The sequence below is a fragment of the Roseovarius sp. A46 genome, from assembly GCF_004126395.1.
Taxonomy (GTDB): Bacteria; Pseudomonadota; Alphaproteobacteria; order Rhodobacterales; family Rhodobacteraceae; genus Roseovarius; species Roseovarius nitratireducens.
Window position 1 is genome coordinate 1 of the sequence record NZ_PVWS01000039.1, and the last position, 23,385, is coordinate 23,385.

Here is a 23,385-nt window from a genome sequence, read left to right on the forward strand (position 1 = left end):
GATCTCTTCGCCTACATCGAAGGATTCTACAATTCACGCCGCCTGCATTCCGCGATAGGCTACAGATCACCGGCCGACATGGAGCGCATGGCGGCCTGACCCCGTCCACTTTTTCAGGGCAGGATCAACACGATCTTGCAGGGAAACGGTATCGAGCCCCAACAGACCAAACCCAACCATCCGTGGACCAAGGCCAGCTCGAAAAGATAAACAGGACGATCAAGGACGCGACGGTCAGTCATCACAAATACCGACGCCAGGTTTGGGGGGCATCCACCGCATCAGTTCACAGCACTACAGCGACTGCGTCGCTTCATGTCCAACTTGACGTCCGTCAGTAACTTCGCGGCATCTTCAGGACGTGTTCGGCCAGATAGGACAAGATCAGGTTGGTCGAGATTGGCGCGACCTGGTAGAGGCGGGTTTCGCGGAACTTGCGTTCAATATCGTATTCCTCGGCAAAGCCGAACCCGCCGTGGGTCTGCACTGCGGCTTCCGCGGCCTCCCAACTGGCCTCGGCGGCCAGCATCTTGGCCATATTCGCCTCGGCACCCGGGTTGGCGCCAGTCTCGTAGAGGCGCACCGCCTCGTGGACCATCAATTCGGCCGAGCGCATCCGCGCGTAGGCCTGCGCGATCGGGAAGGAAATGCCCTGGTTCTGCCCGATTGGCCGCCCGAAGACCTCGCGCTCGAAGGCGTAGGCTGAGGCCTTTTTAATCAGCCATTTGGCATCACCGATGCATTCCGACGCGATTAGGATCCGCTCGGCATTCATGCCTGACATGATGTAGCCAAAGCCACGCCCCTCTTCCCCGATCAGGTTCTCGGCGGGAATTTCCACATTGTCGAAGAATACCTCGCAGGTCGCGTGGTTCATCATCGTGCGGATGGGCGAAATGCGCAGGCCATTGCCCTTCGCCGCGGTCATGTCGAGGATGAACACCGAAAGCCCGTCGGTCTTTTTCCTGCACTCCTCAACCGGCGTCGTCCGGGCCAGCAGGATCATCAGGTCGGAGTATTCCGCGCGGCTGGTCCATATTTTTTGGCCGTTAACGATATAGCGGTCGCCATCCTTTCGCGCGGTGGTCTTGATCGCGGGCGTGTTGGTGCCGCTGCCGGGCTCGGTCACACCGAAGGCCTGCAGGCGCAGCGATCCGTCGGCGATACCGGGTAGGTAGCGCTCTTTCTGCGCGTCGTTGCCGTGCCGCAGCAGCGTGCCCATCGTGTACATCTGCGCATGACAGGCCGCCGCGTTGCAGCCCGCCCGGTGAATTTCCTCAAGGATCGCCGTGCCGGCGGACAGGCTTAACCCGATGCCGCCATAGGCTTCGGGAATAAGTGCGGAGAGATACCCCTGTTCGGTCAGCGCGGTCACGAAGTCCGACGGATAGGCCCGCTCCTGATCCAGCTTGCGCCAGTATTCGCTCGGAAACCCCGCGCAAAGCTTGGCGACCGCATCGCGGATCTCCTGATGTTTCTCGATGTCTGACATGGCTGATTTCCTCATTCGATGTTCAAGTTCGGCGCAGCGCGGTTCGGCACGGCGCCCGGTCAGGTCTCGTGCCGCGCCAGGATCTGGCGCGCGCGCAACAGCATCGGGCGGTCCACCATCTTGCCCTGCACTTCAACCACGTCGCCTTCCGCCGCGTCGAGCGTCGCAACCACGCGGCGCGCCCACTCGATTTCGGACTCGGTGGGAGCAAAGCCCGTGTTGACGAAAGGAACCTGCCGGGGGTGGATGCAGAGCTTGGCGGCAAAGCCCATCTGGCGGGCGCGCGCGACATCCGCCGTGATCTCTTCGGCGTCATCAAGCGAGACCGTGACCCCGTCGATCGGCGGGGGCAGATCGCCCAGCCGCGAGGCGAGGACAATCTCGAACCGTGCAGGATCGAGCACCCGGCCGGTGCCGGGAATGCGCGTATCGGCGCCAAAGTCGATATTACCGAAGGCAATGCGCGCCACCTCGGGAAGCCGAACGGTTTCACGCAGCCGGGCGAGCCCCACTGCCGTCTCGACGATGGCGATGAGCGCCCGCCTCGGCAGCGCCGCCGCGATCCGGACGAGCGCATCCGGCTCGGCCTTCGGCACCATGACCTCCGCCTCTTGGTGACGCTCCAGCAGGGCGATATCATCTTGCCACCATGGCGTGTCTTCGGCGTTGATCCGCACGATGACTTGGCCACTCTCGTCACACCAGGCGGCCACATGGTCGCGTGCCCTTTCCTTGGCCTCGGCCCCGACGGCATCCTCGAGGTCAAGGATCACGCGGTGCGCCCCCGACGCGGCGGCCTTGGCAAACCGCTCGGGCCGGTGGCCAGGAACGAAGAGATAGCTGAACGGGTCAGTCATCTGTAGTGCCTGCTCCCCGTCAGCCTTCGGCGCTGCCGGTCATGTGGATGCCGCGCGCGCTTCGGGTGTGAAAATCTCCCTCGCCTGATGGGTCGACGCAGACCGACAGGGTATCGCCGCAGATCGCCGGGGCGACGCCCCGATAGCTGAACCGGCCGCGCGCGCGTCCGCGACGCTCTGCCACGGCATTGAGCAGCAGCGTGGCTTGCAACGGCCCGTGCACGACAAGGCCGTCATAGCCCTCGACCTCGGTCGCATAGGGCAGATCGTAGTGGATGCGGTGCGACACGAAGATGATCGCGGAGTAGCGGAAAAGCAGCGTGGGGCTGGTTTCAACCTCCCAAAGCGCAGGCAGATCGGATCGCTCCGCGCCAGGGCCGGTCTTGGCTGAGGGCTGCGGCTTGACCGAGACCGGGTCGCGATAGACGACGTCCTGCCGCTCGTGGATCGCCGGGCCACGCTTGGTTTCGTAGTCATGCTCCAACGTCAAGAACCACAAGTCGCCCGAGCGCCCGGTCTTTTGTTTGACGTCCGAGATCACGGTTTTGCGCGTGACCCGGTCGCCGACCTGCAAGGGCGCGATCAGGTCCAATTCCCCCCCGCCCCACATCCGGCGCGGCAGCGGCGGAGGCGGAAGGTAGGGGTATTGCGCCGGGTGCCCGTCCGCCCCAAGCCCCGCCATCGGTTCGCGCGTGGGAAAGAGGCACCAGTGGCTGCCAAGCGGCGCCTCGCCTGCCACGATCGGGGCAAGATAGGGGGCCATCGTGGCGCGAAAACTGTCGACCAGCCGTTCGGTCATCGTGTCCTCGGACATAAATTCGCGCCCGATCCAGTCGTGTGGATCCGTCTCAGCCATGATCGTCGACCTCGCCCCCTGGCGCGGAATTTGCGATCAAGCTCCAGGTCTCGAATGTCTCGTCGCCGACCCCTGCCAGCACGGCGCGGAGCGCGTTGGTCATCGGCAGGGGGCCTGCCGCCTCTCCAAGCGACAGGGCGAGGTCAATATCTTTGGTGATGATGGATTGCAGCGCGTCGAATTCCCCCCGCGTTCCCGCCCACGCGGCATAGGCTTCAGACGCGGCATGGGGCGTTACGGTCAGAAAGTTGCGCCCTGTCCCGGCCTCGAATACCGGGATGGCATCGGGCAGCGACAGGCCGTTCTCGATCCCGATGCGGTAGGCTTCGGCGGCGACCATCAGCATCGAGATGCCCACGAGGTTGTTGACGATCTTGGTGGCCTGCCCTGTTCCCAGCGCGCCGCAATGAAAGATCTCCTCGCCGACCGCCTCGGCGACGGGGCGCAAGGTCTCGCAATCGGTGGTCGTGCCGCCGATGATGATCGCAAGATTGCCCGCCCGCGCTTTGACCACGCCGCCGCTCACGGGCGCATCCATGATACCGACGCCGTATGGCTCTAGATCGCGGGCAAACTGGCGCATCGTTTCGGGCGAGACGGTGCCCATGATCGCGATGAGGGGCTTGGCGTTTGTCAGCCCCTCGATGACACCTCCCACGCCGAAGATAACCTCGCGCGCCTGATCCGACGTCGCGGTCATCACGATCACGACGTCACACTCGGCACAATCAGCAGGCCGGTCGGTGCAGCGCAGTCCCAGCGCCGCGAAGGGCGCGCGCGCCGCCTCACTTCGGTCACACACGGTCAGATCGAGATCGGCCTCGTGGAGGTTCATCGCCATCGGCGCGCCCATCACGCCGACGCCGATCATGGCGACACGTTGCGCGCTCATTGTGCGCCTCCGTGGATGGTCACGCCGCTGTCGACAGACATGACCTGCCCGGTGACGACGCGCGCCTCGTCGGACCCGAGGTAAACAGCCATCTCCGCGATATCCATCGGTTGGCACGGACCGAGCAGGTGAATGTCGGCCAGAAGGCGGATTTCCTCGCGCTCCTTCATGATCCGCTCAGCGCGGGGCGTCAACACGAGGCCGGGCGCGATGGCGTTCACGCGGATCTTCTCGGGTGCGTATTCCACCGCCATCGACCTGGTCATCGACGCCACGCCGCCCTTGGCGGCCGTGTAACAATCGCGCTCCGTCAAGGCCATCAGGGCGGCCATCGACGACATGTTGACAACCGAACCGCCGCCTGCGCGCGCGATCTCGGGGATCGCATATTTGCAGCACAGAAAGGTCCCGTAAAGGTCGAGTTTGATGACCCGCCAGAATTCCTCGTCCGGGGCTTCGGTCACGCGTCCGTCGGCGGGGCTCGACCCACCTGCGACATTGCACAGGATATGAAGTGCGCCGAACCGGTCGACCGTTGTGGCCATCGCGCACTTGACGCTCTCGGGGTCGGTGATGTCGCAGACATGGGCGAGGTCGTTCTCGCCCGCGCCCGCCTCCTTGAGACAGTCCTCCAGCGCGTCCGCATCAATATCGGCGGCGACGATCCGCGCGCCTTCCTCGATGTAGCGGCGGCAGATCGCGTGGCCAATCCCGCCCGCCGCGCCGGTGATGAACGCGGTTTTTCCCTCAAGCCTCGGCATCGTTCCCTCCTGATCCAATCATCCAGCCTGCGCGCTCTCCATCGACAATGGCGTGATCCACCTGTCGCGGCGCGAGTGCGTCGCCGACCACATGCACCTCGAGCCCCAGCACCCGAAGCGGATCTGCCAGCCCGTTGCGCGCGACATTTCCCATCGCCAAGACGATGGCGCCGTCGTGATCGAGCCGCGTCTTCGCCCCGCCAAAGCGATCCTCGCAGAGCACCGCATCTGGCAGGATCTGCGTGACAAACGTGGCCGGACGCACGGAAATACCCGTGCGCGCCAGCTTGCGGTAAAGCTGCGGCGCGTGGTGCACGGGAAGGTCGGCCCCGGCGTGCATGTGCGGCGTGATGATTGTTACCCGGCAGCCATGCGCGGCGAGCTTTTCCGCCGCCGCGGTGCCCGACAGGTGCGGGTCGTCCTCGACCACTATCACTTCGCCCGAAAACCGCTCGGGGTCCTGGAACGCGTCCCAGACCGTGGCGACGCACGCGTCATCCGCGCCCGGTATCCCGTCGGCCCCGGGCCGCAGCGACGTGTAGCCATCTGCGCGCGGCTCGGACCCGGCCGCGACGACGGCAACGGCAAAGCCCTCCTCGGCAATCGCATCCGCCTCGGCCCTGATGCCCAACCGGATGGTCACGCCCGCGCGGTCCAGCATCTCTGCCTGCCAGCGGTGTATCTCGCCGTAGCCACGGCGCGAGCCTATCTCCGCGGTCATCAGGTTCTGGCCGCCCAGCGCGCCAGACGCCTCGAAGAGCGTGACGTCATGGCCACGCTCGGCGGCAATGCGCGCGGCGGCCATGCCCGAAGGCCCGCCTCCGATGACGGCCACCTTGCAGGGCCGTGCAGCGTTGCGCATCTTGCCGATGCCAAGCTGGGCCTCGCGCCCGACGGCCGTGTTGTGGATACAGCCCATACCCCGCCCGCGGTCGAGCCCGACGATGCAGGTCTGGTTGGAATAGGTGCAAAGCCGGATGCCCGCCCGATCGCCGCGCGCGGCCTTCCTGGGCCATTCAGGGTCGGAAATCAGTGCACGCGCCATGCCGATCATGTCCGCCTGCCCCTCGGCCAGCACCGCCTCAGCGTCCTCGGGCGTGGCGATCCGCGACGAGACGCAGACCGGCATCCCGCCCGCCGCCTGGCGTATCTGTGCCGCATAAGGCGCAAACTGCGCGGTGGGCGCGGTGATGTCGGAAATCCAGCCCGGATAGTGCAGCGAGGTGAGCCCGCTCACGTTGACATAGCTAGCCCCGACCACGCGCAGCCGCCGGGCGATCTCCGTCGCGTCATCGATGGTCAGCCCGCCGGGCACCTCGTCGACCGCGTTCATGCGCACACCAATCAAGAAATCATCCCCAACCGCGGCCCGCACCTCCGTCAGCGTGTCCATCAGGAACCGCATCCGGTTGTCCAGCGAGCCACCGTAGGCATCCGTGCGCTTGTTGGTGACCGGCGAGAGGAATTCGTGCAGCAGATAGCCTTGGGCCGCGAAAAGCTCGACCCCGGCCGCGCCCGCCCCCTGCATGTTGAGGGCGGCGTCAACCATCGTGACGATGTATTCCTCAATATCGCCCTGGTCCATCTCCTTGGGGATCTCGCCCGTGCGCGGGCAGGCCAGGGGGGAGGGCGCGAAAAGCGGCAGGCCGAACTGCGTCGTGCCGGGCGAGCGAAGCTGCCGGCCGCTGGCGTTGAGCTGCGCCACGAAATGCGCGCCATGCCCGGTAATCTCGGCGATCATACGGGTGTACTCGGGCTGCAGGCTGGTATCGTTGGCCAGATCGAGCCCGCCAAGCGGTGTCGTCTCAAGCGCGCCACCCCAACTGCCCATTGTCTTCCACGATTCGGGCATCAGGAAATTGGACATGATGATCAGCGCGGCACCGCCCTTCGCGCGCTCGACATGGTAGGCAACCGTGCGGTCGATCGCCGAGCCGTAGCCCCCGCCGAACATCACCGCGTGTGGCATCATGGCGATGCGATTGCGCAGCGTGACGTGACCAAGGTTCAGGGGCTCGAACAGCCGGGGATATGCCGTCTGGACCACCATCGGTTCAGAACGGCGCTTTCTTCGGGAAGTCCGGCGGGCGCTTTTCCTCGAACGATTTCAGCCCTTCCTTCGGGTCGGGTCCCGAAAAGCCCAGCATTTCAAGCGCAAGAGAGGTGTCGAAGGTCGGCCCCGCCTGCCGCAGCCAGTTGTTGAGCGCGTATTTCGTCCACTGGATGGCCGAGGGGGCGCCGTTGGCGAGCCGCGTGGCAACCTCGAGCGCCTTGTCGTCAAGCTCGTCATCCTCGACCGCGAGCGCCACGATGCCGAGCCGCTCGGCCATCTCGCCTGTTACGGGCTCGTTCAGCAGGAGATGATACTTGGCCTTCGCCATGCCGCAAAGAAGCGGCCAGATGATCGCCGCGTGATCGCCCGCCGCCACGCCGAGGCGCACATGGCCATCCACCAGCTTCGCGGTCTTGGTGGCGATGGGGATATCAGATACCAGTGCTGCCGCCAGCCCCGCGCCCACGGCGGAGCCGTTGATCGCCGACACGATGGGCTTGGAACAGTTGATGATGTTGTAAACTAGGTCGCGCGCTTCGCGCCACATGTTGGCGCGCTCCTCGAAGCTCTGCGCCAGCTTTTCGACGACATCGAAATCGCCTCCCGCCGAGAAAGCCTTGCCCTTGCCCCGCAGGATCACCGCGCGCGTGTCTGGATCACGGTCCACCACGCGCCAGATATCGGCCAGTTCCCGGTGCCCATCGGCATCTAGCGCATTGAGCCTCTCGGGCCGGTTCAGGGTCAGGCGCAGCACCCCATCTGCGGGATGCTCCACCAGAATCGAGGCAAAGGACGAATAGTTGTCGGACATGGGATGACTCCTGCAGGTGATCAGATCGAGCGGCGCGAGGTCAGCCCGCCGTCGACGGTGATGATGGTCCCGGACGTGTAACCCGAGCGCGGCGAAGCCATGAACGCGAAGAGATCCGCGACCTCGCGCACGGAGGCGGGGCGGCCCAGCGGATAGGCCTCCATCAATTCGGTGTACCGGCTCTCGTCGTCCCACTGCTCGATCGCGCGTTTCTTCATGATGTTGACGATCCGATCCGTCGCGACCGGCCCGGGGTTGATGCCCAGGACGCGGATACCGTCATCAAGGCTCGGGCCGCCAAGCGCACGGCTGAACCCCATCAGCGCAGCATTGCCGGTCGACCCCGCGATATAGCGAAAGTCAAAATTCTCTCCGCCGTTGCCGATATTGTTCAGGATGACGCCGACGCCGGCCTCTTTCATCCGGGGATAGATCGCGCGGCAAAGGTCGATATAGCCGAAGACTTTGACCTTCCAGCCCTCGCGCCATGCGTCTTCGTCCACCTGCCAGAGATCGCCACCGGGAATGGCACCCGCGTTGTTCACGAGCACATCCACCTCACCGGCCGCGTCGGCGATGGCCTTGGCCGCGCCTTGCTTCGCGATGTCCTGCTCCTGGCACGCGACGGTGACGCCATGTTCGGAGCCCAGCCTTTCGGCCAACGCCTTCAGCTTGTCCACGGATCGCGCCACGAGGTGCAGATCGCAGCCTTCCTCGGCAAAGACCTCGGCCAGCCCTTCGCCGATCCCCTGCGATGCCCCGGTGATGAGAACCTTCTTTCCGCGAAGTCCCAGATCCATATCGTTCTCCTATTTAGTCTTCACGATGCGCGCGATCTCGTCGATGGCTTCGGGGTTGACGAGGGATGAAATATCTCCCGGCAGGTTGCCGGAATGAACGCTCCGGATGACGCGCCGCATAATCTTGGAACTGCGTGTCTTGGGAAGCTGCGGCACGATGTAGACGGCGCTTGGCGCGAACGGCGCGCCAAGGCGGTCCTTGACGCGCGCCCGGGCCACTTCCCGGATATCGTCGGACACCTCCTCGCAGGTGAGAAACGCCACGATGGTCTGCCCCTTTTCGGCATCCGTGGCGCCAATGACTGCGGCTTCAATTACGCCGTCGATCTCGACGAGGATTTCCTCGACCTCGCCCGGCCCGACCCGTTTGCCCGCGACCTTGATCGTATCGTCCGAGCGCCCAAGCATGAAGTAATGGTCATCATCCGTGTGCAGCGCCAGATCGCCATGCACCCAGAGGCGCGGAATAGTCTGCCAGTAACTTTCGAGATAACGCGCCTCGTCCTCCCAGAAGCCCGCCGTCATGCCGATGAACGGCGCACGGATCGCAAGCTCGCCGACCGACCCGGTCAGCGACTGCCCATCGGGATCGATCACGTCGACCGCCACTCCGGGCGACCGGGCGTTGAATCCCCCCGGCACGATGGGCTTGGTCACGACGCTCGCCAGCAGCGCGCCCGAGACCTCGGTGCCGCCGGTATAGTTGATCAACGGGCATTCCCCACGCCCGAAATGCCGCTCGAACCAGACGAAATGCTCTGGCGCTATCGCCTCGCCCGCGGTGATGAGCACCTTGATCGACGAGAGATCCGGCGCGATCGCGGTGGCCCGGTGCGTGGCAAGGCCCCGGATAAGCGTCGGGGCCGATCCGAAATGCGTGACCTTGTAGCGCTCGACCAGCCGCCCCATGCGCGACCAGTCCGGGTAATCGGGCGCGCCGTCATAGCAAACGAGGGTCGCCCCTCGCAGCAACGCAGCACCTAGGATCAAGGCTCCCGCGATCCAGCCCATGTCGGCAGGCCAGCAGAACACGTCGCCCGGCTCCACGTCAAAATGCACGGCGGAGTCATGCGCGATCTTGACCGGAAAACCACCATGCACATGCACTGCACCCTTGGGTTTGCCCGTTGTGCCTGAGGTGAAGATCACCATGAAAGGATCGTCCGGCGACATCCGGGCCGATCGGCTGTCCGGCTCCGCATCCTGCGGGATATCGCGCCAATCGGTGACGTCGCCCGGCGCAGGTGCCGCCTCCGATCCCTTGACGATGACATGTTCCAGCTCGGGCAGGTCGCGGCGCACTTTGGCCAGCATGTCGGCCGTAGCTATGAAGCGCCCGCGCCGGTAAAAGCCGGTCGTGGTGATCAGAGCGCGCGCGCCGCAGGGGCCAAGGCGCGACGCCACCGCATCGCTTCCGAACCCGCTGAAGAGCGGCACGACGATTGCGCCCATATAGGCGATGGCCAGCAGAGATACGGACGCCTCGATCCCGTTCTCCATGAGCAGGCCCACGCGATCTCCGCGCGCAATGCCCCGCGCCTTCAGACCGGCGGCGAAGCGGCGAACCTCGTGGGCCAGTGCAGCGTAGGTAACACTGCGAGACGCGCCGTCCTCGCTTTCGGCGGTGATGGCGGTCCTGTCGCGGCCCTCGTCGCGCTCGAGGATCATGTCGGTCAAGTTCATCTCTCCGCCAACGAACCACGAGGGAAACGGCGCGCCACGCGCTAGGTCGCACCATGTGTCGTAATCGCGGCTGAAACGCACGTCGCAGAAATTGACAACCTCGCGCCAATAGCGTTCGGGGTGTTCCAGAGAGAAGTCATAGAGCTCATCGAAATCCGCGACTCCCAGCCGCCGGGCGAGTGCGGTGACCTGCGCCTCTTCGATATAGGTCTCGGTCGGTTGCCAGATGTTGTCGTTGTCCAGTCCCATGATCATATCCCCAGATAGGCGCGCTGCACATCCGCGCTCTGCGCCAGCGCGCGCGCCTCGTCGCCCATGACGATGGACCCGCCTTCGAGTATATATCCATAATCGGCGACCTCGAGCGCGACCTCGGCGTTCTGCTCGACCAGCAGCACGTCGACACCGCTTTGGGCGATGGTGGTCACGATTTCCGCGATCCGGTCGACGATCGCTGGGGCAAGACCGATGGTCGGCTCATCAAGCAGAAGAACCCGCGGGTCGCTCATCAATGCGCGCGCAACGGCGATCATCTGCTGCTGTCCGCCGCTGAATTTCGAGGCCTGGGTCGAGAGACGGTCGCGCAATTCGGGAAAGAGATCGAGCACATGCTCGAGGTTGCGCTTCACGGCCTTCTGATCGAATCGAGAGAATGCGCCCATCTCCAGGTTTTCGAGCAAGGTCATCTCGCCAAACAGGCGCCGCCCTTCCGGGACGACCGACAGCCCTTTGGCCACCAGCCGGTCCGGGGATTGCCTGACGACATTCTCGCCAAAGAGACGCACCTCGCCCGTGACCGGCTTTACGAGGCCGCAGATCGTCTTAATCAAGGTCGACTTGCCCGCGCCATTGGCACCGATGATCGTCAGGATCCGGCCCTTGCGCAGTTCGATAGACACATCGTTGATCGCCGGCACGACACCGTAGCGAACCGACAGGTTCGAGACTTGGAGAGGAGGAGCTTCAGTTGCCATGACGATGCCCCAGATATGCGTTGATGACGTTCTGATCGCTGCGGATTTCGGTCGGGCTGCCGGCTGCCAGAACCTCGCCGTGATGCAGCACGACGATGCGGTTGCAGACCTTCATCACCGCCTTCATGTTGTGTTCGACCAGCAGCACGGAACAGCCGAAATCGTCGCGAATACGCTCCAGCATCGACAACGTCTCGGTCACTTCGGTCTGGTTGAGGCCGGTCAACGGCTCGTCGAGACAAAGCAGCCGGGGCCGGGCCGCGAACGCGATGCCGATTGAGACAAGCCGCTGGATCCCGTGCGGAAGCGTGCCCGCAGCTTCCGTCAGATAGGGGGTAAGCCCAAGCATTTCGGCAGTTTCCTCGGCCCGCTTGCGGCGGGCGGCGTGACCTCTGATACCGTGCAGCGTTCCCAGTAGGATATTGTCGTGCACCGTCATGCTAGGCATCAGGCTGCCGTGCTGGAAGGTGCGCACAAGGCCCATGCGGCTGATCGCCATCGACGATTTGCCGGTGCAATCACGCCCTAAGATCGAAATCGATCCCGAGGACGGTCTGTAAAAGCCGCTAATCAGGTTGAACGTCGTGCTCTTGCCCGCGCCGTTGGGGCCGATCAGGCCGAGGATCTCCCCGGGCCGGATCTCGAAATCAACGTCTTTTACGGCGATCAGTCCTCCGAACCGCCGGGTCAGCCCCGAGGTCTTCAAGAGCGGCTCGGTGCCGTTCTGGCTCTCAGTCCGCATTCCGCTCCCCCCTTGCCATGACCAAATCGCGCCCTTTGCGCAGTAGTCCGGTGATGCCCTCCGGCATCAACAGGACGGCCAGCACAATGGCCGCGCCATAGAAGATGTGTTCGTGCCCGCCGAGGCCGAGCGCGTAGCTGCCCAGCACGACAAGCAGGATGGTCCCAACGATCGGGCCGACGATGTTGTCCTCGCCGCCGACCTTGACATAGGCGAGCGCGAAAGCCGACAGAAGGAAGCTGAAATCGCCGGGGCTGATGACGTTGTTGACCACCGCGTGCAGGCTGCCCGCGACGCCCGCGGCAAAGGACGCGATGGCAAAGCAGGCGACCTTGACGAAGAGGATGTTCAGGCCAACCGTGCGTGCCACGTCCTCGTTGTCGCGAATGGCCGTGAATATCTTACCGAAGTCGGATTTCTCGATGACGTAAAGCGCGAAGATGAGCAGCGCCGCGATGGCCATCACGAACGTGGGCATCCACGGATCGAAGGCGATCGGCGGGAATATCCCTACCATGCCGGAATTGCCGCCCAACCCCATGCTCTTGGAATAGATGATGCGCACCGCTTCCGTGAAGGCAAAGCCGATTAGAAGGAAATAGGGCCCCTTCGTACGCAAGGTTATATAGCCGAACACCACGCTGACCGCCGCTGCTGTGATCCCGCCCGAAATCATCGCAATGCCAAACGGCCAGTCCCAAATGGTGATGACCGCTCCGGTAGTGTAGGCCCCGATGCCGACGAAGGCGGCGGTGGCAAAGTTCAGCTCGCCGATCAGCATCACAAACCGCAGGCTGACCGCGATCAGCGCGGCAATGGACACGAGGTTGACCACGCTCGCCACATAGGGGTCGCTCACCAGGAGCGAGACGCTGATCGCCGCGGCGATGCCTGCCGCCCAGTAAGGAAGTCTCAGAGTATCAGCCATGTCCCATCAGCCCCCTAGGACGCACCAGCAGGACAACGATCACCAGAACGAAGATCGTGATCATCGCCGATGTGGGATCAAGGTAGAAGGATCCCACCGTTTCGATCACCGCGACGAAGAGCGCCCCGAGGATGGCCCCCGGGATACTGCCCAGTCCGCCGATGATGACGGCAATGAACCCTTTGATCAGGTAGTCGGCACCGATGACCGGCGTGACGATTGAAATGGGCGCGATCAGCGCACCCGCGAGCGCGGCGAGAACGGCCGCGATCATGAAGCCCGCTAGTGCCATACGGCTGTAGGGCACGCCCTGCAACATCGCCGCCTCATGATCGATGGACACGGCGCGCAGCGCCTTGCCCAGCTTGGTGTGGGTCAGCGCCCAGTAGAGGACCGCGGTGATCACCACCGCCATCCCGCAGAGAAAGAGCCGCTGCTGGGTCACCGACGCGCCGAGGATCTCGACGCTGCCCGGCAGGATTTCGGGTACCCCGCGCACTGCCCCCCCGAAAATCTCCAGGAAGATGCCGTCGAGCAGGAGAACCAGCCCGATGGACAGGATGAACGAGCCCACCATGTCGCGCTGGAAATACTTGAACCCGAACACGTAGATGATGAACCCGAGCGCAGCCGAGGCGGTCACCCCGGCCAACACCGCGAGCAGATAGGCGGGCAAGATGGGTATTCCCATACCCGCCAGCCACGACAACATCACCGCCACGACCAGCGCCGACAGGGCAAAGAGATGGCCGTGGGCGAAGTTCACGATCCGCATGACACCGAAGATCAGCGTCAAACCGAGGGAGAACAGGATGTAGACCGCACCTATCTGCAGACTCGTCAGGGTGAGTTGTATCGCAGTTTGCATGGCCGGAGCACCTTTTCAGTTCAGACCCGGCGACGGTTACTTGCCGTCCGGGACAACACGACCCAGTTCGACAAGTTCGCCGTCCTGAATCTGGGTGATGATCACCGGCAGGCGCATCTGCTGAACGGTGCCGTAGGTTTCCTCACCGTAGAAGCCGATCTCGCTGCCGTAGAAGGTGCGGAAGGTCACGTCCGGCATCACGGCGGCGACTTCCTTGGGCTTGATGCTGTCGGCGGCTTCCATCGCTGCCTTGAGCGCGTAGATCGAATCGTAGAAACCGATATGGATCGCGTTGAGCGACTCGCCGATCACGGCACGGGCCTCTTCGTTGACCTCGTTCTGGTGATCGGTGACCTCGTCGCCGGCAAAGGACACGGCAGCCCCCATGTAGACGCCTTCAACCGCATCACCGCCGGTGGCTTTGATGCCATCCGCACCGGTGCCAACCTCGACAACTTTCACGCCATCCCAGCCGATCGCGGCCAGTTCACGAAAAACCGCACCCGCATCTGCCGGGGGCGAACCACCCAAGTCAATGATGTCGGGGTTCAGCGCCGCGAGGCGCGCAGCGATGGGCTGGAACTCGGTCGTGCCGCGCTCATAGAAATCGCTGCTCAGGAGCTCGATACCGGTGTCCTGCCAGACTTTCCGCGCGACTTCCTCAGTATCCTGGCCCGAAGCGTCATTCGGGTTGAGCATCGCCAACGTCTTTGCGTCGGGATGCTGTTCGGCAATGAAGGGAATGAGGTTCGGCAGAATTTCGAACGGGGTGTTCATCTGCGTGAAGGTCAGGGGAAATTCCGGACCCTTGACGGAAAAGCCCCAGGCCGTGGTGAAGAGCAGAACGCCCTGCCGTTCGGTCAGCGATTGCATCGCCTTGACCGGTGCCGTGCCGAGGCTGCCAGCAATGAACTTGATGCCTTCGCGGTTCAGCAGTGTTTGCGCCACCTTGGTGCCGTCGGCCGCGTTGTACTTGTTGTCATAGGCGACGCATTCGAAATTGTAGGTCTGGCCATCCACGGTTACGCCGCCGGCTTCGTTGATCTCCTTGACCGCGCGTTCGCACATGAAGACAGAGCCCTTGCCCCAGACGGCCCCGCCGCCCGACAGCGGCACAGATAGGCCAAGCTTGATGGCCTCCTGCGCGCCCGCGACAGACCCCATCAGGCCCATAGCGACCCCCAAGATCGCCATTTTTAACGTTCTCAATCCAGACATTTCCGTTCTCCTCCTTTTGGCGGGCGGTCTGAGCCGCCCAATTTTGCGGCTCTTACTCGAGCCGACGGTGGTGACGTGAGTTTGCGGATCTCCTCCGATCCGAATCCAAATCGCGTCAGCAATTCGTGGGAATCCGCCCCCAATTCGGGCGCGGGATGCCCTGCGTTGGCCATCGCCGCGGCGGTGCGGATCGCCCCGGTTACGACCGGCAGACCCATATCAGCGCCGCGGGCGCCGAAGGGTGCTGGATCGTTGCGAAAGAAACCGCCGTCTTTGATTTCTGGTGCGCGCAGCGCGGCGGCGGGTGTCAGAGCGGGGCACCCGGGGATGCGCGCGTTCTCCAGCTCCGTCAGGCACTCTTTCATCGTGCGCCCGGCGCACCAATCGGACATGATCTCACTCAGTACCGCACCGTTCTCGCCCCGGCCAAGGTCAGAGAAAAAGCGGGGGTCGTCGATCAGATCCTCGCGTCCGATCAAGCGCGCCCAGCGGGCAAACATCCCGTTGCCGATGACCTGCACCAGTATCCAGCCGTCGCGCAACTCGAACAGGTCGGATGGCCCCGCAATCGGGCTGCGATTCGCCATCGCCTCGCGTTGCCGCGCGCCCGAAGCTTCCTCCATCAGCATAGGGTTGGTCATCGTGACCGCACTGCCCAGTAACGACGCCTGCACATGCTGCCCCCGCCCTGTCCGGGTCCGCTCGTAAAGCGCCGACACGGTTGCGAAGGCCGCCGCCATCGCCGTACTGAAATCGACATATGACACCGCGGCCCGCATCGGGCGCTCGCCCGTCCCGGTCAGGTGCATCGCACCACTTAGCGCCTGACCCGTCCCGTCAAACCCGGTGCGGTCCTTCGCGTCGCCCTCGAAGCCCAGCGCCGAGATTGTGGTCAGGATTATGTCGCTTCGCAGCGCCTTGAGACTTTCGTAATCCAGCCGCGCCCGCTTTAATGCCGCGGGCGGCAAGTTGACCATGACGACATCCGACTGCGCAACCAGACGCTCGAAGACGCCGCGGCCCTCGTCCGTCGTGATATCCAGCGCAAGTGACTTCTTGTTGCGATTAACCTGCATGTAGAGCGCACCGCGCCCCTCCAAGCCAATCGGCATGACATCCCGATCCGGCGCACCCTCTGGCGGCTCTATGCGAATAACCTCTGCCCCCTGATCGGCCAGCAGCGCGGCGCAGTAGGGTGCCGCGATGTATCGCCCGAGGTCGAGCACACGAATCCCCGACAACCCGGAAGCTTCCGGCCCTCGCTGGGAAAGGGGTTTGCCTGCTTTGGCTGTCACGTTTTGTTTCCGTCTAGCTTGTTTTTTATCGTCACAGAATGGTTGAACTTCGATTTGGTATTTTCTATAGTGAACATCATTCACAAGTTTCTGAAAGCTATTCATACATGAGTCAAGCCGCCGATCAAGCCCCCGCTCCAAAAATCGTCGGGGCCGTCGCAAACGCATTTTCGATCTTGCGGGTGCTGGCACAGGCGGGCGAGCCGATGGGTGTGGCGACGGTGGCAAGGGCCACGAATGTGAGCGTCAGCACCTGCTTCAACATCCTTCGTACATTGGCGTCAGAGCGGTTGGTGGAGTTCGATGAAGACGCCAAGACCTACCGTCTCGGCGCGGGGATGCTGGAGTTTTCCGTTCCGCTGCTCGGCGTCAATCAGGTTGATCTGATCCGACCAGAGCTTCAAAGGCTTTCGGTGGATCACAATAGCCTCATTTGCCTCTGGCAGATCACGGAGACGGAGCGCGTTGTGCTTGTGGACCGCATTGCGACGGGTCGTAACGTTCGCGTGGACATGTCGCTTGGCGCGCGCCTGCCCGTCTATGTGGGTGCGGTCGGGCGATGCTACGCCGCGCTTGCGGGGCTCGAGCAAAGCGATCTGGAGGAAAAGTTCGAAAAGCTGCAGTGGCAGGACCCGCCGACATTCGACGACTATCTGGCCGATGTGCGACAGGCCAAGGCCGACGGCTATGCGTTCGACCTCGGCAAACTTTTCGTCGGGGTCGAGATCGCCGCGTCCATCGTCACCGATGCCAGGCGCCAGACACGCCTCGGCATAAGCGGAATTAACATTGCGGGCCAGCTGCCGCGCGATGATCTGGAGCGCCTTGCAGTTGATATCCGCAACTCAGCCGACTGGATCAGCGAGACGCTCTTTGGCGTCTCGAAAGGCGTGCGCCAGGCAGATCGCCGCGCCGCCGTGCCCGGGCCGGACCCCACCCCCATCCAGAGGCCGAAGTCATGACGGCCAAGCCCGCGACAGATGTCTGGACCTTCGCCGATTTCCACCCCGGTCACAGTTTTGGCGAGATGTCGATTACCCTCGATCCCGACCGGCTCGCCAAGTGGGACGCGATCTATGGCGGCGGATCGAAATCCGACGATACGTCCCGGCCCTTGCCGCGCGGATTGCTCGTTACCTGCATGATGGAGGCCTATCTCGGCCTGATCCAACCCCGCCCGCCGGGCAACATCCACGCCGGTCAAAGCCTCAACTTCGGCACCGGCCATGTGCGGCTGGGCGATACGGTCACTTTGAAGGCAACATGCCGGGACAAGACGGAACGCAAGGGGCGCGGCTGGGTGACCTTCGCGCTTACCGTGACCCGGGGCGCCGAGACGCTCCTGAGCGGCGATGTCCGCTCCATCTGGGCAAAGTGAGGGGTGCGTAATGGCGGACCGATCCAACCACTATGCTCTCCCAGATAACCTCGACCTCGGGCAATTGCAGACCACGCCCGAGATGACCGAGCGATACGCGGCCCTGACGGACGACTACAACCCGATCCACGTCGATGCCGACTTCGCCTCCAAGACCGCCTTTGGCGCGCCGATCATTCACGGAACCATGGGCCTCAACCTGCTTGTCGACGCGCTTGAGACCACATTCGGCGAAAGCTTTCCCGAGCTACGGATCGACGTCCGCTTCATCCGCCCGGTCCGTGTCGGCAGCACCATAAGAGCGCGCGGAAGGCTCGCCGATTCGAACGACCGCCGCTACGAGATTTTCGTCGAAACTGAGACAGGCGACCGCGCTGTCGAGGGAACATGCAGCCTTGGACCGCCCGCGCCCACATCGGCACGGGACAGCGCCAAGGGGAACAATCCAGAGGATCATTCATGAGCCAGGACATTGACGACGACACATTCCAACAGCTCCGGGACATGATCCAGCGGTTCGTGATCGAGCGGCTCATGCCGAACGAAACCCGGCTTGAGATCGAGGATGAAATTCCCGAAGAGATCGTCACCGAAATGCGCGAGCTGGGCCTCTTCGGGCTGACCATTCCGCCCGAATATGGCGGCATCGGATTGAACGCCCGGCAGGAGGCCCAGATCGCGCAGATCTTCGGCCACACCGCGCTCGCCTTCCGGTCGCTTCTGGCCACGAATATCGGCATCGGCGCGCGCGGGTTGATCTTCGAAGGCACCGACGCGCAGAAGGAGGCCTACCTGCCCCGGCTCGCCAGTGGCGAATTGATGTGCGCCTTTGCCCTTACCGAGCCCGACACCGGCTCTGACCCCGCAAACCTCACGACGAAGGCGGTACGAGACGGCGATGACTACCTGATTTCAGGCACCAAGCGCTACATCACGAATGCCGAACGCGCGGGCCTCTTCACCGTCATGGCCCGCACCGATTTCGACGCCCCTGGGGCCGAAGCGATCTCGGCATTCCTCGTGCCGGGCGACGCGCCCGGCCTCACTGTGGGCAAGAAGGACCGCAAGATGGGCCAGCGCGGCACGACCACCTCGGACGTGGTGTTCGACAAGGTACGCGTGCCCGCCAGCGCCATCATCGGCGAAACGCCCGGTCGCGGCTTTCGCCTCGCCATGCGGGTGCTCGATCGTGGCCGCATCCATATCGCGGCGCTGGCGACAGGGATGTGCGACCGGCTGATCTCGGAGATGGTGGAGTATGCCAAGAACCGGCGGCAGTTCGGCAAACCCATTGCCGAATATCAGCTTATCCAGGGGATGATCGCCGACAGCTACACCGAATACCGCGCCTGCAAGGCGTTGGTTGAGGAAACGGCGGGCATCTACGACGATACCGGCGCGGCCCGCACCGAGGCGTCGGCGGCGAAGTATTTCGCGACAGAGGCGGTGGGCCGCGTAGCCGACCGTGCGGTGCAGGTGCATGGCGGCGCGGGCTATATGAGCGAATACCCCGTCGAACGGTTCTACCGCGACGTGCGCCTATTGCGCATCTACGAGGGCACCAGCCAGATCCAGCAACTTCTGATCGCCCGGCAAGTCCTGAAAGGAGAGGCATGATGAACGAGGACAGTATGCTCGACGGCAAGGTCGTTGTCGTCACCGGCGCGGGCGGCGGCATCGGGCGCGATATCGCGCTGATGGCGGGGGCACATGGCGCGCAGGTGGTCGTCAACGACATCGGGGCGAGCCTTGGCGGCGAGGGGCTGGATGACCGGCCCGCTGCCAGCGTGGTGCAGGAGATCGAAGAGGCCGGGGGCAAGGCCGTGGCCAACACCGACACCGTGACCGAGCCCGCCTCTGCCCAACGCATCATCGGGACCGCGATCGACACCTTCGGGCGCATCGACGGGATCGTGAACAACGCGGGCATCCTGCGCGATACTTTCTTTCACAAGATGAGCGACGAAGACTGGGACAGCGTGCTCAAGGTGCATCTTTACGGGACCTTCAACGTCAGCCGGGCCGCAGCACCGCATTTCAAGGCGCAAGCGTCGGGCAGCATGGTGCACATGACCTCGACCTCGGGGTTGATCGGCAATCTGGCGCAGGCGAATTACTCGGCGGCGAAGCTGGGCATCTCGGCGCTGTCGAAATCCATCGCACTCGACATGCAGCGCTTTGGCGTGCGGTCGAACTGCATCGCGCCCTTTGCATGGAGCCGCATGATCAGCTCGATCAAGGTCGATACCCCCGAACAGGAACAACGCGTCGCCCGCCTCAAGGAGATGACGCCGGCCAAGGTGGCGCCACTCGCCATCTACCTGCTTGCGGATGCCTGCGATGCCTCGGGGCAGATCTTCGCCGTGCGCAACAATGAGATATTCCTGATCAGCCAGCCACGCCCGGTGCGGTCGGTCCATAATTCTGAAGGCTGGACCCCCGCGCAAATCGGCGCTCAGGCGATGCCGGCCCTCAAGGCGAGCTTTCATCCGCTCGAGGTGTCGGCCGATGTCTTCTCGTGGGATCCGGTCTGATGCGTCGTGCCGCCATCATCAGCCCGCTTCGTACCCCAGTCGGCCGCTTTGGCGGCGCGCTCAGAGATGTGCAGGTCGAACACCTCGGCGCGGCCGTCGTGCGCGCGCTGCTGGAGCGCACCGGGCTAGACCCCGCGCAGATCGACGACGTGGTGTTCGCCCAGTCCTACGCCAATTCCGAAACACCCTGTGTTGGCCGCTGGATCGCGCTTGAGGCCGGGCTGCCGATCGAGGTGCCGGGGATGCAACTCGACCGTCGCTGCGGCGGCGGGCTGCAATCCATCGCAACCGCCGCGATGATGGTCCAGAGCGGGGCTTGCGACGTGGTGCTTGCCGGGGGCGTCGAGAGCATGAGCAACATCGAGTTCTATACTACCGGCATGCGCTGGGGCACGCGGATGGGAAACGCCGCGCTTTATGACCGGCTTGATCGGGGGCGAGAACGCTCGCAGCCCGAGCACCGCTTCGGCTTCATCTCCGGCATGATCGAGACGGCCGAAACGCTCGCCGACAAGCACGATATCCCCCGCGAGGCCGCCGACGCCTTCGCCGCGCGCAGCCATCAACGGGCCGCAGCCGCGTGGGACGAGGGCCGGATGGCGGCGGAGGTGGTGCCGATCGCGGTGCCGCAGCGGCGCGGCGATCCGGTCATGGTCGAGCGCGATGAAGGCATCCGGCCCGACACGACCACCGAGGGGCTCGCCAAACTTCGTGCGCTGCAGAAGGACGGCACCGTAACGGCGGGGAACGCGGCGCAACAGAACGATGCCGCCGCCGCCTGCCTGGTGGTTGCGGAAGATCGGCTGCAGGCGCTTAGCCTCAGACCAGATGCCTTTCTCGTTGGCTGGTCCGCCGCCGGGTGTGACCCCGCGCAGATGGGCATCGGGCCGGTGCCGGCGACCGAGCGGGTGATGCGGCGCAGCGGCCTTTCGCTGGGCGAGATGGACCTGATCGAAGTGAACGAGGCGTTCGCGGCGCAGGTGCTGTCGGTGCTGAAATGCTGGGATGACGTCGATCCCGATCGTGTCAATGTCAACGGATCGGGCATCGCGCTTGGCCATCCCATCGGCGCGACCGGGGTGCGGATTATGACCACGCTGCTGCACGAGATGAAGCGCCGCGAGGCTCGCTACGGGTTGGAGACGATGTGCATCGGCGGCGGCCAGGGCATGGCCGCGATCTTCGAGCGCGCCTGAGGCCACCATGCCCCAGCCAACAGACACCGATGAGCTGAGGTTTGCCGATCTGATCCGGCCGGGCGACGTAGTGGCCTGGGGGCAGGCCTGCGGCGAGCCGTTGCGTCTGACCCGGCAGCTCATGGCGCAGCGTCACCAGATCGGCGGCTTTGGCGCGTTCATCGGCATCAGCCTTGGCGATAGCGCCGATCCCGAACATGCCGATTGCGTGCGCTTCCGGTCCTTCTGTGGGACGGGCCGGAACGGGCGACTCGCGGCGGCGGGCAAGCTCGATATCCTGCCGCTGCATTACTCGCAGCTTGCGAGCGTCCTTATGCGTCAGGTCGACGTCTTGATGCTGCAGGTAACCCGGCATCCCAATGGCGGCTACAGCCTTGGGGCTTGCTGCGATTACGTCGCGGCCCTGATCCCCGCCGCGCGCCTCGTGATAGCGGAGGTGAACCGGCAGGTCCCCGTTACCGACGCGCGGATCGACGCGCGGCAGATCGACGTGATGGTCGAGGCGGACTACGCCCCCGCCGCAATGACAATGCAGCCCCCCTCCCGCGCCAATCGCCGCATCGCCGCTCATGTCGCCAGCCTGATCGACGATGGCGCAACGCTCCAGTTTGGGCTTGGGGCCACACCCGATTGCGTGGCGGCCCTGCTTCTGGATCGCAGGCACCTGGGGCTGCACAGTGGCGTTCTGTCGGATGCCGGCATGGCGCTCATGGCCTCCGGCGCGATTGACAATTCGCGCAAACCGATCGATGCGGGCCTCTCGGTCGCGGGCACGCTGCTGGGCACGCCCGAGCTACTGGCCTTCGCGGATAGCAACACCGCCATTGCCATGCGCCCGATCAGCCACACGCATGACACCGCCACCATCGCTCGGCTTCCGGCCTTCACCGCGATCAACTCCGCGCTCGAGGTGGACCTGTCGGGGCAGGCCAACACCGAATCGGCGGGGGGGCGGTATCTGGGCACGATTGGCGGGGCAGTGGATTTTTCTCGCGGCGCGCAGGCCTCGGAGGGCGGCAAGGCCATCCTTGCGCTCACCGCCACAGCCCAACGCCGGGATGGCACCCTATTCAGTCGCATCGTGCCGCGCCTGTCGGGCCCGGCCACGGTCGGACGCGGGGATATCGGCATCGTCGTCACCGAAAACGGGATCGCCGATTTGCGGGGCCAGACGCTTGATGAACGGCGCCGCAGGCTTACCGCCATCGCCGACCCCGCGTTTCGGGATGACCTGACTGGGGCCGAGCAATAGAGCCAGATCACAAGGGAGAGACGCAAATGTTCGAACTCGACATGACAGAGGGATGGGAGCCTGTTCCGGGCACCACCGGCATCGCGCAGAAACCGCTGAGCGGCAATTTCGACGAGGCGAACGCGCAAGGTTATCGCACCCGCTGCGTGCGCGTGGCGCCGGGTGGCGAAACGGACGAGCCGTTCGTGCATGCCTATTGGGAAGAGGTGTTCGTGCTTGAAGGCACGCTGACCTCCAAGGCCGATGGCACCAGCGTCACCGCACCGGCCTACGTAATCCGCCCGCCGGGCACGCCACATGGCCCGATCCTATCGGAAAGTGGTTGCGTTCTGATCGAGTTCCAATACTTCTCGGACAGGTCCGTGGGCATGCGCGATCATCTCGATCACATGACCCCGACGAGAGCAGCAGTGCGACCTGACCGGGGCGCTTGACGCCCGGACGAGAAAGTGCCGCGCACTACCCCCCCTTCATTTCAAAGGACGATGCAAACATGAGTGCCTCAATCACGCATCTCATGACGATCGACTAGCGGCTTCTGTGGCTCTCTCTCGCACTGGATGATCCACCGCGCCAACGATGTGCGCCCCAAAGTCGACTGAACGACTAGCGGCTTCTTTGGTTGCCGCCCATGATGCAAGAACCTTTTGACCTTGTCGGCGCGTGATCGAGTCGTCTAATCGCAGCCAGAATTGCAAGCATTTTCTTTGCACCTCCGGTCATTGGACGGCTGGAGGTCGGTCTTCAGGTCATGTGCGAGACAAATGCGCTTTAGGCTCCGAGTGCGCGTCTTTG

23 protein-coding genes and 1 pseudogene are annotated in these 23,385 nt (G+C 64.0%); 8 read left to right on the plus strand and 16 right to left on the minus strand.

Annotation, left to right across the window (positions count from 1 at the left end; translation table 11 throughout):
- Positions 1-334: 334 nt before the first annotated feature.
- The 16 genes and pseudogenes from C6W92_RS15670 to C6W92_RS15740 form a co-directional block, all read right to left on the minus strand.
- On the minus strand, positions 335-1,492 hold the full coding sequence (locus tag C6W92_RS15670) for an acyl-CoA dehydrogenase family protein (RefSeq protein WP_129434829.1): 1,158 nt from the start codon (positions 1,490-1,492) through the stop codon (positions 335-337).
- A 59-nt stretch (positions 1,493-1,551) separates the two neighbouring features.
- On the minus strand, positions 1,552-2,349 hold the full coding sequence (locus C6W92_RS15675) for a CoA ester lyase (RefSeq protein ID WP_129434831.1): 798 nt from the start codon (positions 2,347-2,349) through the stop codon (positions 1,552-1,554).
- Between the two features lie 19 nt (positions 2,350-2,368).
- Positions 2,369-3,205: a MaoC family dehydratase N-terminal domain-containing protein gene (locus C6W92_RS15680; protein ID WP_129434833.1), complete on the minus strand. Its 837-nt coding sequence runs from the start codon at positions 3,203-3,205 to the stop codon at positions 2,369-2,371.
- Positions 3,198-3,620, minus strand: coding sequence for an NAD-binding protein (locus C6W92_RS18035; RefSeq protein ID WP_277815904.1), 423 nt, complete (start codon positions 3,618-3,620; stop codon positions 3,198-3,200). The genes C6W92_RS15680 and C6W92_RS18035 overlap by 8 nt, the downstream gene beginning before the upstream one ends.
- Positions 3,618-4,115, minus strand: a pseudogene (locus tag C6W92_RS18040) (NAD(P)-binding domain-containing protein); the annotation flags it as partial. The pseudogene C6W92_RS18040 and the gene C6W92_RS18035, both read right to left, overlap by 3 nt.
- The gene (locus tag C6W92_RS15690) at positions 4,094-4,858 is read right to left on the minus strand and encodes an SDR family oxidoreductase (RefSeq protein WP_129434837.1); all 765 of its coding nucleotides are present in this window, start codon (positions 4,856-4,858) and stop codon (positions 4,094-4,096) included. The pseudogene C6W92_RS18040 and the gene C6W92_RS15690, both read right to left, overlap by 22 nt.
- Entirely contained in the window at positions 4,845-6,908 is a 2,064-nt protein-coding gene (locus C6W92_RS15695; RefSeq protein WP_129434839.1) for an FAD-dependent oxidoreductase, read from the minus strand. The genes C6W92_RS15690 and C6W92_RS15695 overlap by 14 nt, the downstream gene beginning before the upstream one ends.
- A gap of 4 nt (positions 6,909-6,912) precedes the next feature.
- Positions 6,913-7,722 carry an enoyl-CoA hydratase/isomerase family protein gene (locus C6W92_RS15700; RefSeq protein WP_129434841.1) on the minus strand — a complete coding sequence of 270 codons (810 nt, stop codon included), beginning with the start codon at positions 7,720-7,722 and terminating at the stop codon, positions 6,913-6,915.
- 20 nt (positions 7,723-7,742) lie between these two features.
- Positions 7,743-8,522: an SDR family oxidoreductase gene (locus C6W92_RS15705; protein ID WP_129434843.1), complete on the minus strand. Its 780-nt coding sequence runs from the start codon at positions 8,520-8,522 to the stop codon at positions 7,743-7,745.
- A gap of 9 nt (positions 8,523-8,531) precedes the next feature.
- A complete protein-coding gene (locus C6W92_RS15710; protein WP_206735552.1) occupies positions 8,532-10,454 on the minus strand; it encodes an AMP-binding protein in 1,923 nt (640 codons plus the stop codon).
- 2 nt (positions 10,455-10,456) lie between these two features.
- A complete protein-coding gene (locus C6W92_RS15715; protein WP_129434848.1) occupies positions 10,457-11,179 on the minus strand; it encodes an ABC transporter ATP-binding protein in 723 nt (240 codons plus the stop codon).
- Complete coding sequence (locus C6W92_RS15720; RefSeq protein WP_129434850.1) at positions 11,169-11,921, minus strand: ABC transporter ATP-binding protein; 753 nt, start codon at positions 11,919-11,921, stop codon at positions 11,169-11,171. The genes C6W92_RS15715 and C6W92_RS15720 overlap by 11 nt, the downstream gene beginning before the upstream one ends.
- On the minus strand, positions 11,911-12,849 hold the full coding sequence (locus C6W92_RS15725; RefSeq protein ID WP_129434852.1) for a branched-chain amino acid ABC transporter permease: 939 nt from the start codon (positions 12,847-12,849) through the stop codon (positions 11,911-11,913). Before C6W92_RS15725 ends, C6W92_RS15720 begins: the two co-directional genes overlap by 11 nt.
- Positions 12,842-13,717 (minus strand): branched-chain amino acid ABC transporter permease, encoded by an 876-nt coding sequence (locus C6W92_RS15730; protein ID WP_129434854.1) that lies wholly within the window; start codon positions 13,715-13,717, stop codon positions 12,842-12,844. Before C6W92_RS15730 ends, C6W92_RS15725 begins: the two co-directional genes overlap by 8 nt.
- 36 nt (positions 13,718-13,753) lie before the next feature.
- Positions 13,754-14,935: an ABC transporter substrate-binding protein gene (locus C6W92_RS15735; RefSeq protein ID WP_129434856.1), complete on the minus strand. Its 1,182-nt coding sequence runs from the start codon at positions 14,933-14,935 to the stop codon at positions 13,754-13,756.
- Entirely contained in the window at positions 14,923-16,335 is a 1,413-nt protein-coding gene (locus C6W92_RS15740) for a CoA transferase (protein WP_129434857.1), read from the minus strand. Before C6W92_RS15740 ends, C6W92_RS15735 begins: the two co-directional genes overlap by 13 nt.
- A gap of 2 nt (positions 16,336-16,337) precedes the next feature.
- On the opposite strand from C6W92_RS15740, the gene C6W92_RS15745 reads away from it, so the two are divergent.
- The 8 genes from C6W92_RS15745 to C6W92_RS15780 are packed head-to-tail and all read left to right on the plus strand — an operon-like array spanning position 16,338 to position 23,024.
- Positions 16,338-17,192 carry an IclR family transcriptional regulator gene (locus tag C6W92_RS15745; protein ID WP_164989264.1) on the plus strand — a complete coding sequence of 285 codons (855 nt, stop codon included), beginning with the start codon at positions 16,338-16,340 and terminating at the stop codon, positions 17,190-17,192.
- The gene (locus C6W92_RS15750; RefSeq protein WP_129434861.1) at positions 17,189-17,608 is read left to right on the plus strand and encodes a MaoC family dehydratase; all 420 of its coding nucleotides are present in this window, start codon (positions 17,189-17,191) and stop codon (positions 17,606-17,608) included. The genes C6W92_RS15745 and C6W92_RS15750 overlap by 4 nt, the downstream gene beginning before the upstream one ends.
- A gap of 10 nt (positions 17,609-17,618) precedes the next feature.
- Positions 17,619-18,071, plus strand: coding sequence for a MaoC family dehydratase (locus tag C6W92_RS15755; RefSeq protein ID WP_164989265.1), 453 nt, complete (start codon positions 17,619-17,621; stop codon positions 18,069-18,071).
- Complete coding sequence (locus C6W92_RS15760; protein WP_129434865.1) at positions 18,068-19,225, plus strand: acyl-CoA dehydrogenase family protein; 1,158 nt, start codon at positions 18,068-18,070, stop codon at positions 19,223-19,225. Before C6W92_RS15755 ends, C6W92_RS15760 begins: the two co-directional genes overlap by 4 nt.
- The gene (locus tag C6W92_RS15765; protein WP_206735553.1) at positions 19,225-20,142 is read left to right on the plus strand and encodes an SDR family NAD(P)-dependent oxidoreductase; all 918 of its coding nucleotides are present in this window, start codon (positions 19,225-19,227) and stop codon (positions 20,140-20,142) included. The genes C6W92_RS15760 and C6W92_RS15765 overlap by 1 nt, the downstream gene beginning before the upstream one ends.
- Positions 20,142-21,338 carry an acetyl-CoA C-acetyltransferase gene (locus tag C6W92_RS15770; protein ID WP_129434867.1) on the plus strand — a complete coding sequence of 399 codons (1,197 nt, stop codon included), beginning with the start codon at positions 20,142-20,144 and terminating at the stop codon, positions 21,336-21,338. Before C6W92_RS15765 ends, C6W92_RS15770 begins: the two co-directional genes overlap by 1 nt.
- Before the next feature lie 7 nt (positions 21,339-21,345).
- Entirely contained in the window at positions 21,346-22,590 is a 1,245-nt protein-coding gene (locus C6W92_RS15775) for an acetyl-CoA hydrolase/transferase C-terminal domain-containing protein (RefSeq protein ID WP_129434869.1), read from the plus strand.
- 26 nt (positions 22,591-22,616) lie between these two features.
- Positions 22,617-23,024, plus strand: a complete 408-nt coding sequence (locus tag C6W92_RS15780; RefSeq protein WP_129434871.1) for a cupin domain-containing protein — start codon at positions 22,617-22,619, stop codon at positions 23,022-23,024.
- Positions 23,025-23,385: the final 361 nt, after the last annotated feature.

What these genes read in the sequence shown, in the direction of transcription:
- C6W92_RS15780 (WP_129434871.1), top strand. Translation starts at nt 22,617, where the DNA reads ATGTTCGAACTCGACATGACAGAGGGATGGGAGCCTGTTCCGGGCACC.
- C6W92_RS15690 (WP_129434837.1), bottom strand. Translation starts at nt 4,858, where the DNA reads ATGCCGAGGCTTGAGGGAAAAACCGCGTTCATCACCGGCGCGGCGGGC.
- C6W92_RS15675 (WP_129434831.1), bottom strand. Translation starts at nt 2,349, where the DNA reads ATGACTGACCCGTTCAGCTATCTCTTCGTTCCTGGCCACCGGCCCGAG.
- C6W92_RS15740 (WP_129434857.1), bottom strand. Translation starts at nt 16,335, where the DNA reads ATGAATAGCTTTCAGAAACTTGTGAATGATGTTCACTATAGAAAATAC.
- C6W92_RS15730 (WP_129434854.1), bottom strand. Translation starts at nt 13,717, where the DNA reads ATGCAAACTGCGATACAACTCACCCTGACGAGTCTGCAGATAGGTGCG.
- C6W92_RS15705 (WP_129434843.1), bottom strand. Translation starts at nt 8,522, where the DNA reads ATGGATCTGGGACTTCGCGGAAAGAAGGTTCTCATCACCGGGGCATCG.
- C6W92_RS15765 (WP_206735553.1), top strand. Translation starts at nt 19,225, where the DNA reads ATGAACGAGGACAGTATGCTCGACGGCAAGGTCGTTGTCGTCACCGGC.
- C6W92_RS15770 (WP_129434867.1), top strand. Translation starts at nt 20,142, where the DNA reads ATGCGTCGTGCCGCCATCATCAGCCCGCTTCGTACCCCAGTCGGCCGC.
- C6W92_RS15670 (WP_129434829.1), bottom strand. Translation starts at nt 1,492, where the DNA reads ATGTCAGACATCGAGAAACATCAGGAGATCCGCGATGCGGTCGCCAAG.
- C6W92_RS15720 (WP_129434850.1), bottom strand. Translation starts at nt 11,921, where the DNA reads ATGCGGACTGAGAGCCAGAACGGCACCGAGCCGCTCTTGAAGACCTCG.
- C6W92_RS15680 (WP_129434833.1), bottom strand. Translation starts at nt 3,205, where the DNA reads ATGGCTGAGACGGATCCACACGACTGGATCGGGCGCGAATTTATGTCC.
- C6W92_RS15725 (WP_129434852.1), bottom strand. Translation starts at nt 12,849, where the DNA reads ATGGCTGATACTCTGAGACTTCCTTACTGGGCGGCAGGCATCGCCGCG.
- C6W92_RS15745 (WP_164989264.1), top strand. Translation starts at nt 16,338, where the DNA reads ATGAGTCAAGCCGCCGATCAAGCCCCCGCTCCAAAAATCGTCGGGGCC.
- C6W92_RS15750 (WP_129434861.1), top strand. Translation starts at nt 17,189, where the DNA reads ATGACGGCCAAGCCCGCGACAGATGTCTGGACCTTCGCCGATTTCCAC.
- C6W92_RS15775 (WP_129434869.1), top strand. Translation starts at nt 21,346, where the DNA reads ATGCCCCAGCCAACAGACACCGATGAGCTGAGGTTTGCCGATCTGATC.
- C6W92_RS15735 (WP_129434856.1), bottom strand. Translation starts at nt 14,935, where the DNA reads ATGTCTGGATTGAGAACGTTAAAAATGGCGATCTTGGGGGTCGCTATG.
- C6W92_RS15755 (WP_164989265.1), top strand. Translation starts at nt 17,619, where the DNA reads ATGGCGGACCGATCCAACCACTATGCTCTCCCAGATAACCTCGACCTC.
- C6W92_RS15760 (WP_129434865.1), top strand. Translation starts at nt 18,068, where the DNA reads ATGAGCCAGGACATTGACGACGACACATTCCAACAGCTCCGGGACATG.
- C6W92_RS15700 (WP_129434841.1), bottom strand. Translation starts at nt 7,722, where the DNA reads ATGTCCGACAACTATTCGTCCTTTGCCTCGATTCTGGTGGAGCATCCC.
- C6W92_RS15695 (WP_129434839.1), bottom strand. Translation starts at nt 6,908, where the DNA reads ATGGTGGTCCAGACGGCATATCCCCGGCTGTTCGAGCCCCTGAACCTT.
- C6W92_RS15715 (WP_129434848.1), bottom strand. Translation starts at nt 11,179, where the DNA reads ATGGCAACTGAAGCTCCTCCTCTCCAAGTCTCGAACCTGTCGGTTCGC.
- C6W92_RS15710 (WP_206735552.1), bottom strand. Translation starts at nt 10,454, where the DNA reads ATGGGACTGGACAACGACAACATCTGGCAACCGACCGAGACCTATATC.